Annotated in this window: 14 protein-coding genes and 1 tRNA gene; 12 read left to right on the forward strand and 3 right to left on the reverse strand. The window is 65.1% G+C overall.

Annotated features, from left to right (window positions below; all coding sequences use genetic code 11):
- Positions 1–4 precede the first annotated feature (4 nt).
- The gene (locus tag QZ634_RS09725; RefSeq protein ID WP_003282197.1) at positions 5–304 is read right to left on the reverse strand and encodes a helix-turn-helix transcriptional regulator; all 300 of its coding nucleotides are present in this window, start codon (positions 302–304) and stop codon (positions 5–7) included.
- Between the two features lie 106 nt (positions 305–410).
- Between QZ634_RS09725 and QZ634_RS09730 the strand changes: the two genes are divergently transcribed.
- Entirely contained in the window at positions 411–1037 is a 627-nt protein-coding gene (locus QZ634_RS09730; protein ID WP_291988095.1) for a substrate-binding domain-containing protein, read from the forward strand.
- Between the two features lie 47 nt (positions 1038–1084).
- Here QZ634_RS09730 and QZ634_RS09735 read toward each other — a convergent pair whose 3' ends face one another.
- The gene (locus QZ634_RS09735; protein ID WP_291987655.1) at positions 1085–2938 is read right to left on the reverse strand and encodes an integrase arm-type DNA-binding domain-containing protein; all 1854 of its coding nucleotides are present in this window, start codon (positions 2936–2938) and stop codon (positions 1085–1087) included.
- Between the two features lie 238 nt (positions 2939–3176).
- Positions 3177–3250: transfer RNA gene (locus tag QZ634_RS09740), tRNA-Gly, on the reverse strand.
- Positions 3251–3345: 95 nt separating this feature from the next.
- Here QZ634_RS09740 and QZ634_RS09745 point away from each other — a divergent pair.
- From QZ634_RS09745 to QZ634_RS09795, 11 genes are all read left to right on the forward strand, one after another.
- The gene (locus QZ634_RS09745; RefSeq protein ID WP_291987657.1) at positions 3346–3702 is read left to right on the forward strand and encodes a hypothetical protein; all 357 of its coding nucleotides are present in this window, start codon (positions 3346–3348) and stop codon (positions 3700–3702) included.
- 24 nt (positions 3703–3726) lie between these two features.
- A complete protein-coding gene (gene miaB / locus QZ634_RS09750) occupies positions 3727–5106 on the forward strand; it encodes a tRNA (N6-isopentenyl adenosine(37)-C2)-methylthiotransferase MiaB (RefSeq protein WP_291987659.1) in 1380 nt (459 codons plus the stop codon).
- Positions 5103–6134 (forward strand): PhoH family protein, encoded by a 1032-nt coding sequence (locus QZ634_RS09755; protein WP_291987661.1) that lies wholly within the window; start codon positions 5103–5105, stop codon positions 6132–6134. The genes miaB and QZ634_RS09755 overlap by 4 nt, the downstream gene beginning before the upstream one ends.
- Entirely contained in the window at positions 6118–6585 is a 468-nt protein-coding gene (ybeY, locus tag QZ634_RS09760) for an rRNA maturation RNase YbeY (protein WP_291987663.1), read from the forward strand. The genes QZ634_RS09755 and ybeY overlap by 17 nt, the downstream gene beginning before the upstream one ends.
- 74 nt (positions 6586–6659) lie before the next feature.
- The gene (locus QZ634_RS09765) at positions 6660–7499 is read left to right on the forward strand and encodes a transporter associated domain-containing protein (protein ID WP_291987665.1); all 840 of its coding nucleotides are present in this window, start codon (positions 6660–6662) and stop codon (positions 7497–7499) included.
- Positions 7500–7506: 7 nt separating this feature from the next.
- A complete protein-coding gene (gene lnt, locus QZ634_RS09770; protein ID WP_366145372.1) occupies positions 7507–9033 on the forward strand; it encodes an apolipoprotein N-acyltransferase in 1527 nt (508 codons plus the stop codon).
- Positions 9034–9173: 140 nt separating this feature from the next.
- A complete protein-coding gene (gene glyQ / locus QZ634_RS09775) occupies positions 9174–10079 on the forward strand; it encodes a glycine--tRNA ligase subunit alpha (protein WP_291987669.1) in 906 nt (301 codons plus the stop codon).
- 1 nt (position 10080) lies between these two features.
- Positions 10081–12153, forward strand: coding sequence for a glycine--tRNA ligase subunit beta (gene glyS, locus QZ634_RS09780; protein WP_291987671.1), 2073 nt, complete (start codon positions 10081–10083; stop codon positions 12151–12153).
- A complete protein-coding gene (gene gmhB, locus QZ634_RS09785; protein ID WP_291987673.1) occupies positions 12150–12689 on the forward strand; it encodes a D-glycero-beta-D-manno-heptose 1,7-bisphosphate 7-phosphatase in 540 nt (179 codons plus the stop codon). The genes glyS and gmhB overlap by 4 nt, the downstream gene beginning before the upstream one ends.
- The gene (locus QZ634_RS09790; RefSeq protein WP_291988097.1) at positions 12689–13441 is read left to right on the forward strand and encodes a lysophospholipid acyltransferase family protein; all 753 of its coding nucleotides are present in this window, start codon (positions 12689–12691) and stop codon (positions 13439–13441) included. The genes gmhB and QZ634_RS09790 overlap by 1 nt, the downstream gene beginning before the upstream one ends.
- The gene (locus tag QZ634_RS09795) at positions 13425–14171 is read left to right on the forward strand and encodes a YgjP-like metallopeptidase domain-containing protein (RefSeq protein WP_291987675.1); all 747 of its coding nucleotides are present in this window, start codon (positions 13425–13427) and stop codon (positions 14169–14171) included. Before QZ634_RS09790 ends, QZ634_RS09795 begins: the two co-directional genes overlap by 17 nt.
- Positions 14172–15501: the final 1330 nt, after the last annotated feature.

A 15501-nucleotide genomic window follows, 5' to 3' on the forward strand; every position in this document is an offset into this window, starting at 1 on the left:
GGCTTCAATCTGCGGATGGGGCCGACTCCGCCAGCTTGGCTTCGGTCAGAGTCATCAAGTGGGCGGAACTGCATTTCAGCGCACGGGCAATCTTGAGGATGAGAGGGAGCGTGGGGACATGCTCGCCGCGCTCGATCTTGCCCATGTGCGACCGTTCGATGCCGGCCATGTGGGCCAGCGTTTCCTGAGCGATGCCCTGGTTGGTTCTTTCTTCCCGCACGGCAGCCCCAAACGCGATGGCTGGTTCCGCTTCGTAGGTAGTGGTGCCGGTGGGGCGGCCCCTTTGGATCGAACGCTTTGGCATTGCCAAGAGCGTCGAACACGGTCACGATCTAAACCACGTTAAACTTAACTCATCCAACGGCTTCGAGATCAGTTGCCACGAGTTCACCGCCTGGGGGGAGCTGGACGTGGAATCGAGTGACATCACCGCCGAAATTCGCATGGCCGTCCTCGGCGAATGGGTGCCTCCCCAGCTCGCCGACGTGCTCGCCCTGCAGCGTGCCGAAGAGCCGGAGACTCATGCCGTCCTGGCCGGCTGGACAGATCCCGGTCGAGGCGCGGAGCTGCCGGACGACGGCTTCGACTTCGCCTTGTCTGCGGTTTCCCGGCAGTGGCCTGGCTGGGTATGCGAACCGCTGTGGCATGACACGCTGGCGGTCGCCGTGGCCAAGCGCTCCCACCTGCTGGCCCACCGTGAAGTGCCGTGCGGTGAAGTGCTCAAGCAGCCCTTGATCTGCTCGCAGTCCACGGCCGATGAACCATGGCGCATGACCGTGCAGCGTGTGTTCGAGAACGCGCTGCAGGAGCGAGAGCAAGCGGTGGAGACATTCGATGTGGCGATGACGTTGGTTGCCGCCGGGTACGGGATCGCCATTGCGCCTGCCGCGAGACTGGCGAGCTACCTACGCCGAGGCATCGCCGTGCGGCCGCTGGCCGGCGCACCAACGATCGTGATGGCTTACCTGCTCCGCCGCGATGCTTCCTTGTCGGACACCCAGGCAAGATTCGCCCGCCGCGCGCGCTTGGTGTCCTGACAGACGCGCGGGGATCGCGGTTCCGCCACGATCCCGCATTCCTGCTGCTAGGCGACTCCGACTCGCAGCGGGGTCCATTCGCTTTCCTTCACGGCTGTGCTCACTGCCATGACGAGCTTGTCGAGATTGCCGGCCGTCACGCCCTCCAGTGCCGAACGCCCCCGCAGCATCGAGCGCGGTTGCAGCAGTGCATGGTAGAGCTGCCAAGGGTCCGCACCCCTGGTCAGCTTGAGGACGGACTGGATCAGCTCGTGCTTGAGTGGGTCGAGGTGCCAGTCCGGCACGCGCTGGCCGCGGTTGCCCACGTTCAACGCCAGCAAGTTGCCCGCCTTGATCTCGTAGCTGATCCACCTGCGGGACTTGCCCGCCATCTTGGCAAACGCCGCGACGGGAAGGTTGTGCGGCGCTTCGAAGACATCGAACAGTTCCATCCTCTCGCGCTGAATGTCCGAAGGCACCAGCGGCGCGGCCGATCGAGGGGGCGGAACCGCCGGCAGCCGATGTGCGGCGGCAGAAACCAACGGCATGGCGTCACCCGGCTTCGTCACCAGCAGGATTGGCGAAGCGGCAACCGGCGCGGAGGGTGCGCTTGCGGTTTGCTCATTCGGGAACGCGGGTACGCCTTCCAGATGCACGGTGAGCGGCATGCTGGCCGCCTCGACCTGGTTCTGCTCGAAGAGGTCGAGCCGATCGGCCCAGTCCTGCATCATGCGGCGACGCTGCTCCACGTACTCGGCATGGTTGTAGGTCGCGCTGACCTTGTTGGGATCGACATGCGAGAGCTGTGCATCCACCCAGACCTTCGGGTAGCCGATCTCGTTGAGCGCAGTGGACATCGTGCCGCGGATACCGTGTCCCGTCAGGCGTTCCTGATAGCCCATGCGTTTGAGCGCACCATTGAGCGTGTTCTCGCTGATGCGCTTCTTCAAGTCGCTGTCGTGCCGGAACAGGTGGCGCTGGGCCGGCTTGAACTCATCCAGCAGGTGCCGGACGATCTCCATGGCCTGAATCGACAGCGGCACGATGTAGGGCGGGATGTCCTTTGGCTGCTGCCGCTTCTTGCGCATATCCAACTGGAGTTGCTTCACGACGTCGGGCGGGATGATCCACAGCCCACGGTCCAGATCGAATTGATCCGGCGTCGCCTGTCGCAGCTCGCCGGTTCGCACGCCGGTCAGCAGCAATAGCCGCAGCCCGAGCTGGGTCTGCCGCCTGCCGCGATAGCTGCGCAGCCGCTGCAACAGCTTCGGCAGCTCGGCCATGCGCAGGAACGGGTTGTGGTTGACGGGTGGCAGCGGCAGCGCCACCACATCGAGATCGGAGGCGGGGTTTTGCTCCAGGCCCGGCACGATCACCAGCGCGTAGCGAAACAGTTGGTTGAACCACGTCCTGACTTTCTCGGCGACGGAGAGTGCCCTGCGCTTCTCGATCTTGGCGATCACCTCCAAGAGGTCGGGACGCTTGATCTCATAGACCGACCGCTTGCCCAAGGTGGGCAACACATCCTTGTCGAAGATCCGTGGAAGTATCGAGAGGGTCGTCTGCCGGCCTTCCTTGAGGCTGAGCCCGCGATGCTTGAGCCACTTGCGATGCACCGCCTCGAAGGTGTTTTCGTCGGCGAGCCGGACAGCGGTGCGCTTCTGCTTGCGGTGAACGCGAGGATTGGTGCCTTTGGCCAGCAGGGCGCGCGCTTCGTCGCGTAGGCTGCGGGCCTCGCGAAGCGTCACCTCCGGGTAGGTGCCGAGCGACATCCGCTTCTGCTTGCCCGCCCAGTAGTAGCGGAAGTGCCAAGTCCTGCCCCCTGCAGCCGTGACGGCCAGGGAGAGGCCATCCAAGTCAGGGAGGGTGTATGCCTTGCCAGTTGCCTTGGCCTGTCGAACGGCCAGGTCTGAGAGTGCCATGCTCTTGCTCCTGAACATGAGTCAGGAACCAGATGCTGGTCACGTCGACCTCGCCCCTCCATCAACAATCCGGAATCAGCCGCGCCCGCAAAAATGGACTTGTTTGTGGACTTAAAAGTCCCGGCTGTAGGCGGATCGCAGTGGACTACGGCAGAACGTCAAAGAGAGGAAAAGTCCTTGTGTGGCAACGACTTGCAGACTCTCTTGGACTTCTGCGGAAGTCCGCAGAATGATGCGGTGGAGCGGGCGAAGGGAATCGAACCCTCGGCTCTAGCTTGGGAAGCTAGGGTATTACCATTATACGACGCCCGCGAAGGTCGCCATTCTACGCTGCTTGTGGCGCTCGCCACAACGGCGAAAGCGGCCGAAAGCTGACAGCTGCCGGCGAGCGTGTCTATAATGGCCCGATGGACATCCCTGCCGCCCTCCTGTACACCATTCTCAGCAGCGTCGCCGAGATGGCAATGGAACCCGCGCCCGACCCACGCATCCTCAACGAGCCGGCCGGACTCGCACGAGCGCTGCCCGACGAAGCCCACAAGGGCGTCATGCAGCCACCCACCGGAGACGGTTTCCTGATCATCGACGGCCAGCAATGGCGGCTCGCCCCGACGGCTCAGATCCGTAGCCGGCAAAACCTGATCGTGATGCCGATGCAGGTCCAGAGCCCGGTGGAAGTCGTCTATCTCCCCAACGCTTCGGGCGCGATCCATCGCGTCTGGATGCTGACGCCGAGCGAATCCTCGGCGCCTCGCCCACGCTAGTCACCTCATTCACGCAAGTAAAACATGGCCAAAAAACTGTTCATCCGCACCTTCGGGTGCCAGATGAACGAGTACGACTCGGACAAGATGGCCGACGTACTCGCCGCATCGGAAGGCATCGTCAAGACCGACACCCCCGACGACGCCGACATCATTCTCTTCAACACCTGCTCGGTACGCGAGAAGGCGCAGGAACGCGTTTTTCACGACCTCGGCAGGGTCCGCCTGCTGAAACGCGCCAATCCCGACCTGATAATCGGTGTTGGCGGTTGCGTAGCCAGCCAGGAAGGCGCGGCGATCGTTGCGCGCGCCCCCTACGTGGACGTCGTTTTCGGACCGCAGACGCTGCACCGCCTGCCGCAGTTGATTGCCGAACGGCGACGCCTGGGCAGGGCGCAGGTCGACATCTCGTTCCCGGAGATCGAGAAGTTCGACAAGCTGCCGCCAGCGACCGTCACGGGCGCGACCGCTTTCGTCTCGATCATGGAAGGCTGCAGCAAGTTCTGTTCGTTCTGCATCGTTCCCTACACGCGTGGCGACGAGGTCTCGCGCCCCTTCCACGACGTATTGACCGAGGTCGCCGGCCTGGCCGACCAGGGCGTCAGGGAAGTGACCCTGCTCGGCCAGAACGTCAATGCCTACCGCGGCGCGATGAGCGGCAACGGCCAGGCGCTACCCGGCGAGGAAGCGGCCGACCTGGCGCTGCTCATCGAATACATAGCCGAGATCCCGGGAATCGAACGTATCCGATACACCACCTCGCACCCGCGCGAGGTGACCCCACGGCTGATCGACGTGTACGCCAGCGTGCCGAAGCTGGTCTCGCATCTGCATCTGCCCGTTCAGTCGGGCTCCGACCGCGTGCTGGCGGCGATGAAGCGCGGCTACACGGCGCTCGAATACAAGAGCCTGGTACGCAAGCTGCGCGCGGCGCGCCCCGACCTGTCCCTGTCTTCCGACTTCATCGTCGGGTTTCCCGGCGAAACCGCCGAGGACTTTGAAAAGACGATGAAGCTGATCGACGACGTCGGCTTCGACGCTTCGTTCTCGTTTATCTACAGCGCACGGCCGGGGACGCCGGCGGCCGATCTGGCCGACGACACGCCGCCAGCACTGAAACTCGAACGCCTGCAGCGCCTGCAGCAGCGCATCGACGGCCTGGCGCAGGAAGTTTCGCTGGCCATGGTCGGCAGCGTGCAGCGGGTGCTGGTCGAAGGACTGGCGCGCAAGGACAAGAGCGAGCTGGCTGGACGCACCGACAACAACCGGGTGGTCAACTTCGCCAGCGATTCTGTCGACAACAGTGAGTGGCTCGATCGATTCGTCGATGTGCGCATCAGCGCGGCGCTGCCGCACTCGCTGCGCGGCGAGATCGTCGGCCACAGCGCAGGGCAGGCCGCATGAGCGCCAAGACACCCGAAACCAAGAGCCGGGCCATCGAACTGCTGCTGTCACCGGTCAACAACAAGCACCTGGCCAACCTGTGTGGCGCACTCGACGAGAACCTGCGCCAGATCGAAACCGCCCTCGACGTCTCGATCGCCCGCCGCGGCGAGCGCTTCACGCTGCGTGGCGACAGCGCGCAGACGACGCGCGCCTCGGAGGCACTGCAGCAGTTCTACGCGCAGGCCAAGGAGGCGCTGTCGGTCGACGAAATCCAGCTCGGCCTGATCGAGATCCTCAACCGACCGGTGCGCAAGACGTCGTCCGGCGGCGGTGTCTCGCCGGCGCTGATGACGCGCAAGAGCGAGCTGCACGGCCGCACGCCACGGCAGATCGAATACCTCAAGCACATCCAGGAACACGACATCACTTTCGGCACCGGCCCGGCGGGCACCGGCAAGACCTACCTGGCCGTGGCTTCGGCGGTCGACGCCTTCGAGCGTGAGCTGGTGCAGCGCATCGTCCTCACCCGTCCGGCGGTCGAGGCCGGCGAACGCCTCGGCTTCCTGCCTGGCGACCTGGCCCAGAAGGTCGATCCGTATCTGCGCCCGCTTTACGATGCGCTCTACGACCTGATGGGCTTCGAGCGTGTGGGCAAGCTTTTCGAGCGCGGCTCGATCGAGATCGCGCCACTCGCCTACATGCGAGGCCGCACGCTGAACCACGCTTTCATCATCCTCGACGAAGCGCAGAACACGACGCCAGAGCAGATGAAGATGTTTCTGACGCGCATCGGCATCGGCGCCAAGGCGGTGGTCACCGGCGACGTCACGCAGATCGACCTGCAGCGGGGCCAGAAAAGCGGCCTGATCGAAGCGCGGCTGATCCTCCAGGAGGTTCGCGGCATCGCCTTCACCGAGTTCCTCAAGGAAGACGTCGTCCGCCACCCCCTGGTGGCACGCATCGTCTCGGCCTACGAAGCGCACACCGCCGCACTGGAAGCGCTCGAGGCCAAATCAAGGGCCCGCCACCATGCCGAAAAAAGCTGAGCCGCTGGAAATCGAAGTCCAGTACGCCTGCGACCGCCAGGACCTGCCGAAGAAGCCGCGCGTACGCGCCTGGGCACGCGCGGCGCTGGCCGAGAGCGGGAACCACGACGGGCGGGTGACCGTGCGCTTCGTCGCTGCCGACGAAGGGCGGCGGCTGAACCGCGAGTACCGCAGCCAGGACGACGCGACCAACGTCCTCTCCTTCCCCTACGCGCTCGAGCCGCAACTTTGCGGTGACCTGGTCCTCTGTGTGCCGGTCGTCGCCCGCGAGGCCGCCGAGCAGGACAAGTCGCTGGACGCGCACTACGCGCACCTGATCGTGCATGGCATGCTGCACCTGCAGGGCTACGACCATGAGGAAAGCGAGGAACAGGCGACCGCGATGGAGGACCTGGAGCGCAGCATCCTGGCTGACCTCGGCTATCCGGATCCCTACTGCAGCGAGGAGTGATGCGAAAGTGGCGCCGAACCTCGGGCAGCGCCCAGGCCATCGCCGCTATCGCCTCAGTCCTCAAAGATCAGCCTATGACCACCAGTAGCAGCACCCCGGGTTTTCTCGAACGCCTTTCCTCTCTTCTCATGCGCGAGCCGGAAGACCGCGAACAACTCATGAAACTGCTGCAATCGGCGCACCAGCGGAAACTGCTTGATGCCGACGCGCTGAGCATCACTGAAGGAGCCCTGGCCGCGTCGGAAGTCACCGTGCGGGAAGTCATGGTCCCGCGCCCGCTGATGGAAGTGATCGACGCCAAGGATTCCCTGGAAACGATCATCGCCCAGGTCAATCGTACGGCACACTCGCGTTTTCCGGTCGTCGAGGGCAATCGCGACCAGGTAATCGGCATCCTGCTGGCCAAGGATCTGCTGCGCGTGCAGCGCGGGGACGATTTCCGCCTGCGCGACTGGGTGCGGCCGGCGATCTTCGTCCCGGAATTCAAACGCCTCGATGGCTTGCTGCGCGAGTTTCGTGTCTCACGCAACCACATGGCGGTGGTCATCGACGAATACGCTGGCGTCGCCGGCCTGATCACCATCGAGGACGTGCTCGAACAGATCGTCGGCGAAATCGAGGACGAGTACGATTTCGCCGAAGAGGACGACAACATCCACCTTGACCAAAGCGGCCTCTACCGGGTCAAGGCGAACACCTCGGTAGACGACTTCAACGACGCTTTCGGAACCTCCCTCGGCGACGGAAAGAGTGCCACGGTCGGCGGCCTGATCCTGCGTCAAACGGGACGCGTGCCGGACGTCAACGAGACAATCGTCATCGACGGCACCAGCTTTCAGGTCCTGCGGGTCGACACTCGCCGCATCTACACCCTCCTCGTCTCCGGGTCCCGGCATGCCGACGCGCCTGCCTAGCAGGCCCTTGCGCTGGCGGCTCCTGGCAGCGCTGGCAATCGGCGCCGTGGGCGTCTTCGCTTTTGCGCCATTTGGCTGGTTTCCGATCAACTGGCTGAGCCTCGGCGGCCTTTTCGGCCTGCTCTGCGCCGAGGCCGCCGGCCAGCGCAGCCCGCTCCGCGGGGCCCTGCTCGGCGCCGCTTTCGCCTTCGGCCTGTTCCTCGCCGGCGTGACCTGGGTCTACGTCAGCCTCAGCGTCTTCGGTGGCATGCCCGCCTGGCTGGCGGGCCTGGCGACGGTTCTTTTCTGCCTGGTGCTGACCCTGTTTCCGGCGCTTGCCGGGGCGCTCTTCGTTCGTTTGGCGGCGCTCGGCTGGCTGCCGCGGGCGCTGCTCTTCGCCAGCCTGTGGACGCTGGCCGAGTGGCTGCGCGCCTGGGTGTTCAGCGGTTTCCCGTGGCTCGCCGCCGGCTACGCGCAGCTTCCGCATAGCCCGCTCGCCGGCTATGCGCCAGCCCTCGGCGTCTATGGCGTATCGCTGTCGGCGGCACTTGCCGGAGCGCTGCTTTATGAGCAGGTGAGGCGCGCCCTCCGCTCGCCGACGCACGACAGTGGCCGCCACGCGCGCCGCCTGCCGGCGCTGCCCCTGCTGACTCTGCTCCTGCTCCTTGGCGCTGGCGCCTTGCTGCGTGAAGTGCGCTGGACGCAAGCGGTCGGCGAACCGCTGTCCGTAGCCCTCTTACAGGGCAACGTGGCACAGGAAATCAAGTGGCGTCCCGAGCGCTTCGTCGATTCGCTGCGCACCTACCACCGGCTGGCGCAGGAAAACCCCGCACAGTTGACGATTCTCCCCGAGACCGCCCTGCCCGCCTTTCTCGACCAGGTTCCCGCCGAATATCTCGACGAACTGCGCAAGCTGGCCCTGCGCCAACAGGGCGAGCTGCTGCTGGGCATCGCCGTCGCCGAAGGCGGGCAATATTTCAATGCTGCGGTGAGCCTTGGTGCCAGCGCGTCGCAGCGCTATAGAAAGGTGCATCTGGTGCCGTTCGGCGAGTTTGTGCCACCCGGCTTTGCCTGGTTCATGGCCATGGCCAACATCCCGATGTCCGACTTCACCGCTGGCATGGCACGCCAGCCACCCCTGCAGCTGGCCGGGCAGCAGGTCGCCGTCAACATCTGCTATGAGGACGCCTTCGGCGAAGAGATCATCGGCGCATTGCCGGCGGCAACGCTACTCGTCAATATCTCCAACGTTGCCTGGTTCGGCGACTCGCTGGCGCCGGCACAACACCTGCAGATTGCCCAGATGCGCGCCCTGGAAAGCGGCCGCATGATGCTGCGCGCCACCAATACCGGGATGACCGCGATTGTCGATGTCGATGGCCGCGTGCGCTCGCTCCTGCCACCGTTCACCCGCGGGGCATTGGTCGACAAGGTGCAGGGCTACGCGGGCGCAACGCCTTTCGTGCGTTGGGGAAACTGGCCGGCGCTGACCCTGGCGGCCCTGCTGGTGATCGTGTTGGCCGGCGCGAGACGACGGCACGGATACTCGCCCTGAGCGTCCCGCCCGCGCCTGCAGACGAGTGACGGTGGCCGCAGCGCGCTGACGCTGATCGTCGCCGGTGCGCTTGAACACGGTTCTTGTCGGGCCAGAAACCAAGTAAAATCCCGGCTTTTCGTTCGTTCAGAAACTTTCCCATGCCTACGTTCCAGGAAGTCATCCTGCGTCTCCAGAATTTCTGGGATCAACAGGGCTGCGTGCTGCTGCAACCTTACGACGTCGAAGTCGGTGCCGGCACCTTCCACACGGCGACCTTCCTGCGTGCCATCGGCCCGGAACCGTGGAACGCGGCCTACGTACAGCCGTCTCGCCGCCCGAAGGACGGTCGCTACGGCGAGAATCCGAACCGCCTGCAGCACTATTATCAGTATCAGGTGGTCATGAAGCCCTCGCCGGCGAACATCCAGGATCTCTACCTCGAATCGCTGCGCGCGCTCGGCATCGATACCGCCGCGCACGACATCCGCTTCGTCGAGGATGACTGGGAAAGCCCGACGCTGGGTGCCTGGGGACTCGGCTGGGAAGTATGGCTGGACGGAATGGAAGTCACTCAATTCACCTATTTCCAGGAAGTCGGTTCGCTGGCCTGCAAACCGGTGCTGGGCGAGATCACCTACGGTATCGAGCGACTGGCGATGTACCTGCAAGGGGTGGAGAACGTTTTCGACCTGGTCTGGGCCGAGGGCCCAGGCTACCGGGTGACCTATGGCGACGTTTTTCACCAGAATGAGGTCGAGCAGTCGAAGTACAACTTCGAATACGCCAACGTCGAAATGCTCTTCCGGCACTTCAGCGAGCACGAATCCGAAGCCCGCCGCCTGATCGCCGCCGGCCTGGCGCTACCCGGCTACGAAAAGGTGATGAAGTGCTCGCACGTCTTCAACCTGCTCGACGCCCGCGGCGCCATCTCGGTGACCGAGCGCGCGGCCTACATTGGCCGCGTGCGCGCGCTGGCGCGTGAAGTCGCGCAGGCTTACCTTGATTCCCGCCAGGCCCTCGGTTTCCCGATGTGCAAGACGGCCACCGGCGACGAGGGGCAATGAGATGAACGATACCGTCCTGATCGAGCTGCGCACCGAAGAGTTGCCGCCCAAATCTCTGCGCCAGCTCGCCGAGGCTTTCGCCGACGCCGTTCTTGCGGCCCTGAAAGGGCAGCAGTTCACTGCCGACGACAGCGTCTGCACGCCGTATGCCACTCCCCGCCGGTTAGCCATGACGATCACCGGCGTCGCCGCACGCCAGCCCGACCGCGTCCTGGAACGTAAGGGCCCGGCGGTCGGCGGAGCGCTCGACGCGGCCGGCAAGCCAACGCAGGCACTCGAGGGCTTCATGCGCTCGGCAGGCGTCAGTTTCGAGCAACTGCACAAGGCCGCCGACGGCAAGGGTGAGTATTTCGTTGCCCGGCTGGAGAAGAAGGGCGAGAACCTCGACGTGCATCTCGCCGAAATCGTCGCCCAGGCACTGAAGAAGCTGCCGATTCCGAAAGTGATGCGCTGGGGTGACTCCGAACACCAGTTCGTTCGCCCGGTGCACAGCCTCATCCTCCTGCACGGTGACACGATCGTCGCCGGCAACGTGCTCGGCCTGCGCAGTGGCCGCAGCACCCTCGGCCACCGCTTCCTGTCGACCGGAGAGATTGTCGTCGGCAGCTCGGCCGAGTATGTCGCCAAGCTCGCTGCCGGCAAGGTCATCGCCTCGTTCGCCGAACGGCGCGCCACGGTCGCCGCTCAGCTCGACGCGGCCGCAAAGCGGCTCGACGCCAGCATCAATCCGGCCGCTGGCCTGCTTGACGAGGTCACGGCGCTGGTCGAATGGCCGGTCGTCTATGCCGGTGAGTTCGAGGCCGAATACCTCGAAGTGCCACAGGAATGCCTGATTCTGACCATGCAGCAGAACCAGAAATACTTCCCGCTGCTCGACGCCAACGGCAAGCTTCTCAACCGCTTCCTGATCGTCTCCAACATGCAGGTCGACGATCCCGGCGCCATCATCAGCGGCAACGAACGCGTCGTGCGCCCACGCCTGGCCGATGCGCGTTTCTTCTACAACCAGGATCGCAAGAACGGTTTCACCACCCGAGCCGTACGTCTCGGTGAAGTCGTCTATCACAACAAGCTCGGCTCGCTGGGCGACCGGGCCCAGCGCCTGGGCCGCATCGCGCGCAGCATTGCCGAAAAACTCGGTGCCGACGGCCAGGTCGCCGAAGCGGTCGGCCAGCTCGCCAAGGTCGACCTGCTGACCGACATGGTCGGCGAGTTTCCCGAGTTGCAGGGGACCATGGGCCGCTACTACCTGCTCCACGAAGGCAATCCGCCGGAACTGGCCGACGCCGTCGAGCAGCACTACCGGCCGCGCTTTGCCGGCGATGCCCTGCCGCAGGGGAACATTGCCTGCGCCGCCGCTCTGGCCGACAAACTCGACGCCTTGGTCGGTTTCTTCGGCGTCGGCCAGCTGCCCACCGGCGACAAGGATCCCTTCGGCCTGCGCCGCGCCGCCCTCGGCGTTCTGCGCATCCTGATGGAGACGCCGCTGCCGCTCGATCTGGCGGAATTGATTGGCCAGGCGAGCCAGGCGCTGAGCGCGCAGGGAATCAAGCTCGAAGCGGTCGAGCAGCCGCTCCTGGCGTTCATGCTCGACCGTCTGCGCGGTATGCTGAGAGACGCCGGTCACGCGATCGACGTCGTCGAAGCGGTGCTGGCGCAGCAACCGACGCGGATCGACCGGGTCCCCGCCCGCCTGGCGGCGGTGCGCGAGTTCCAGCAACTGCCCGAGTCGCTGGCCCTGGCCGCGGCCAACAAGCGCATCGGCAACCTCCTGAAAAAAGCCGACGCCAGGCTGCCCGAACCGGACGTCGCGCTGCTCGAGGAAGACGTCGAGAAAGCGCTCTTCGAACGCGTGCTGCTGATCGCCCCGCTGGTCAAGTCGCACGTCGCCAACGAGGACTACGCCGACGCGCTAAAAGTGCTCGCGTCGGTACGTACCGAGGTCGACCGTTTCTTCGCCGAAGTGATGGTCAACGTTCCCGAACCCCTGCTGCGTGGCAACCGTCTGGGCCTCCTGAAAACGCTTTTCGACCAGCTCAATGCGGTCGCCGACATCTCCAAGCTGGCCGTATGAAACTCGTCATTCTCGACCGCGACGGCGTCATCAACTACGACTCGAAGCAGTTCATCAAGTCGCCGGCCGAATGGCGGCCGATCCCGGGCAGCCTGGAAGCGATCGCCCGCCTCAATCAGGCGGGCTACAAGGTGGTGCTGGCCACCAACCAGTCCGGCGTCGGCCGCGGACTCTTCGACATGGACACGCTGAACGCCATCCACGACAAGATGTGCCGTGCGGTGCAGGGCTGTGGCGGGCGCATCGACGCCATCTTCTATTGCCCGCATTCGGTCGACGCGCATTGCGCCTGCCGCAAGCCCAAGCCGGGGATGTACGAGCGTATTGCCGACTGCTTCAACGTCGACCTGAACGGCGTCCCGGCAGTCGGCGACACGCTGCGCGACCTGCTTGCCGCCGCGGCGGTGGGTGCCCAGCCGCTGCTCGTCCTGACCGGCCTGGGAGCGCAGACCGTCGAGGCCGGTGGCCTGCCGGAAGGCACGCTGGTCTTCCCTGATCTGGCGGCGGCCACCGAGCATATTCTGCTCTCCTCGTGATGGTCGCCATCCGCTCCACACTGTTCCTGCTCCTGGTCAGCGTGTGGACGATCCCGTTCGGGGTGCTCGTCTCGCTGGCCATCGCCTTGCCGATCGCTGCGCGCTATACGATCATCGCCTTCTGGCGAAGCGGCTTCATGGCCCTCTCGCGCCACGTTCTGGGCATCCGCTACCAGGTGATCGGCCGCGAAAACATTCCCGCCACGCCGTCGGTGGTGCTCGCCAAGCATCAGTCGGCGTGGGAAACGGTCGGCCTGCAGGAGGTCTTTCCGCCACTGGTCTTCGTGCTCAAGAAAGAGCTGCTGCGCGTGCCTTTCTTTGGTTGGGGCCTGGCGGCGCTGAAAATGATCTCGATCGACCGTGCGGCGGCCAAAGACGCGCTCAAGCAGATATTCGACCAGGGACGCGACCGCCTCGCCGCTGGCTACTGGGTGGTGATCTTTCCCGAAGGCACCCGTGTCGCACCCGGCGAGACCTGTCGTTACAAGCCCGGCGGCGCGCATCTGGCGGTTCGCGCCGGCGTTCCGGTGGTGCCGGTGGCGCACAACGCGGGTGAAATCTGGGGAAGGAACGCCTTCCGGATCAAGCGCGGCCTGATCACCGTCAGCGTCGGCCCGCCGATCGACCCGGGCGAGAAATCGGCGGCCAGGATCAACGCCCTCGCCGCGGCCTGGATCGAGGAAGAAATGCGCCGCATCTCGCCGCACCGCTACCCGGCGCCCGCCGCTGCCGTAGATGCCGTGGCTGCCTGAAGCCGCGTCCTCCGGCGAGCATTCTCTGCCCGCCGGCGAAACGGCACGCACCATCGAACTGGGTGAGCGCACGGTTGCCTACGTCCTGCGGCGAGCAAGCCGGCGCACCATCGGCCTGACCATCGACCATCGCGGCCTGCGCGTCGGCGCGCCACGCCGCGCCTCGCTGCGCGACGTCGAGACGATGCTCCAGCGCCATGGTGAATGGATCGGCGAGAAACTCGACGAATGGTCGACTCGCCGCGCTCCCGAAACGCTGTCGATCAGCGATGGACTGCAACTGCCGGTGCTCGGCAGGCCGCTGCGCATCCGTCTGGCCATCGGCGCCAATCGCTGCGTCTGGAACCTGCAGGCCGGCGAGCCGACGCTCACCCTTTGTCTGCGCGCGCCGACAGAAGCGCCGCGCGTACTCGAGAAGGCGCTGCGCGAAAAAGCCCGCGAGCTGTTCGCCGAGCGCCTCGCTCACTACGCGCCGCTCCTCGCCGTCGCACCGCCCCGCCTGTCGCTGTCATCGGCGCGAACGCGCTGGGGGAGTTGCAGCCTGCGCAGCGGCATTCACCTCAACTGGCGGCTGATCTATTTCCCGCCAGCGGTGACCGACTACGTCGTCACCCCGAAGACGGGCACCACGTGCCTGGAGATTGAAACACGCAGGGTGCCCCGCGTCTCGGGGCGTGCGCGCACGGCCTGTACCCGCCGATGTACCGGCTGCACGCCCCGTGGCACGTGACTGACGCGCGGCAGACTTTCCCGTCGACTGTGTAGTTCCCGGGTCGTACAGCGTCAATATTCGGTACGTCTGCGCTCAGCCGTGCTGGCGAGCCTCTCCCGACGCGTGCGGGCGCGGCGACAACCGCCATTTCCACGGGGCGCGGTCCCTCAGACCCGCCCGGTGACATGCGCTGGCTTGTCGGCGATTGTGTGCGGTCCCTGTGGACACCACGGGCCATCGCTGGCGTATGTCGGGCCGTCGTCTACGCTCGTCGGCGCGACGGATACTTTCGTCTCGCGGTGCGTGCGCGGTCTCGCCACGGTCAGCCACTGCCAGTCAGATTGGGTTCTCGGGACTGATCTCTAGCGGCTTGCCCGCTGGCTATGTCGGCGGTCGGGTAGGAGAGTCGCTGTCTTCATCGTGTCTAACGGGTCTGTCACCCACGGGGCACTTTGCGCGTGTGTGCTGTCCGCCTCGTAACGTGTGGGCAGGGTGTGGCCGGCGGATCGGCCCCACACCGGGCTGGCGTCGCTGTTGTCGCGGTGTCAGCGGGCCGTGACCCCTTGTTGTACAATGGAGTCCGTTCGTGGCCACACGCTGGAACGTGTGACCCCGGGCCGGGGAGCAACGTGCCCAAGAGCGCTACCTTAGTGCGTCGGGGTCTGCTGCTGCTACAATGAGGGCGCGAGAGTTTGGCGGTCCGGGAGTGGTGGGCTACTGGCAGCCTCTCAGCAAGGGGGGAACCGCGTCGGGACACCAATGAGCACACATATAACAACCACATCTGTGAACTGGTGGTGTAAGTGGCCGCTCCGCGAGGCGGCGGTTGATGCATAGTCGCTGGTTTCGGTGCCCTACCAAAAGCTTAGCAACCGGATCGCCTCTGCAGCCGCACACCCATGGCGACTCGTTCCACACACAACAGCGGTTGGTACAATAGACGCAATAGCCCAAAAAGTGGAGGGAAGACGGAAATGGGGTTGAAGCCGTCTGGCCGGAAGCGCGACGATACCGCTCTTCAGCGCGACTGATCGGTAACCCAATGGCGGCACCGGTTCCTGTATCGCGCTGCGTTTCGCTCATGTTGGCGCAACCGGACAGTCCGGTTGCAGCAAGGGCCATCGTTACCAGCGAGATGACAATCTTTTTCATGCTCATTACCTCCGTCGCGTGTTGAAAAGCGTCGCAGCATCGCCGCGAATGGTTGGCGACACGCTGACACTGCCCGATCCTTCGACCGAGGGAACCACGTTATGCCCATCGTCATCCCGGCGCAAGGCCGCTCCCCGCCAAGAACGCCCCGCGCGTGGCGGCCGCTGCAGCGCGCCCGTCTTGCGGCCTGCAGAGG

The organism is Candidatus Accumulibacter sp. ACC007 (assembly GCF_907163205.1).
GTDB lineage: Bacteria > Pseudomonadota > Gammaproteobacteria > Burkholderiales > Rhodocyclaceae > Accumulibacter > Accumulibacter regalis.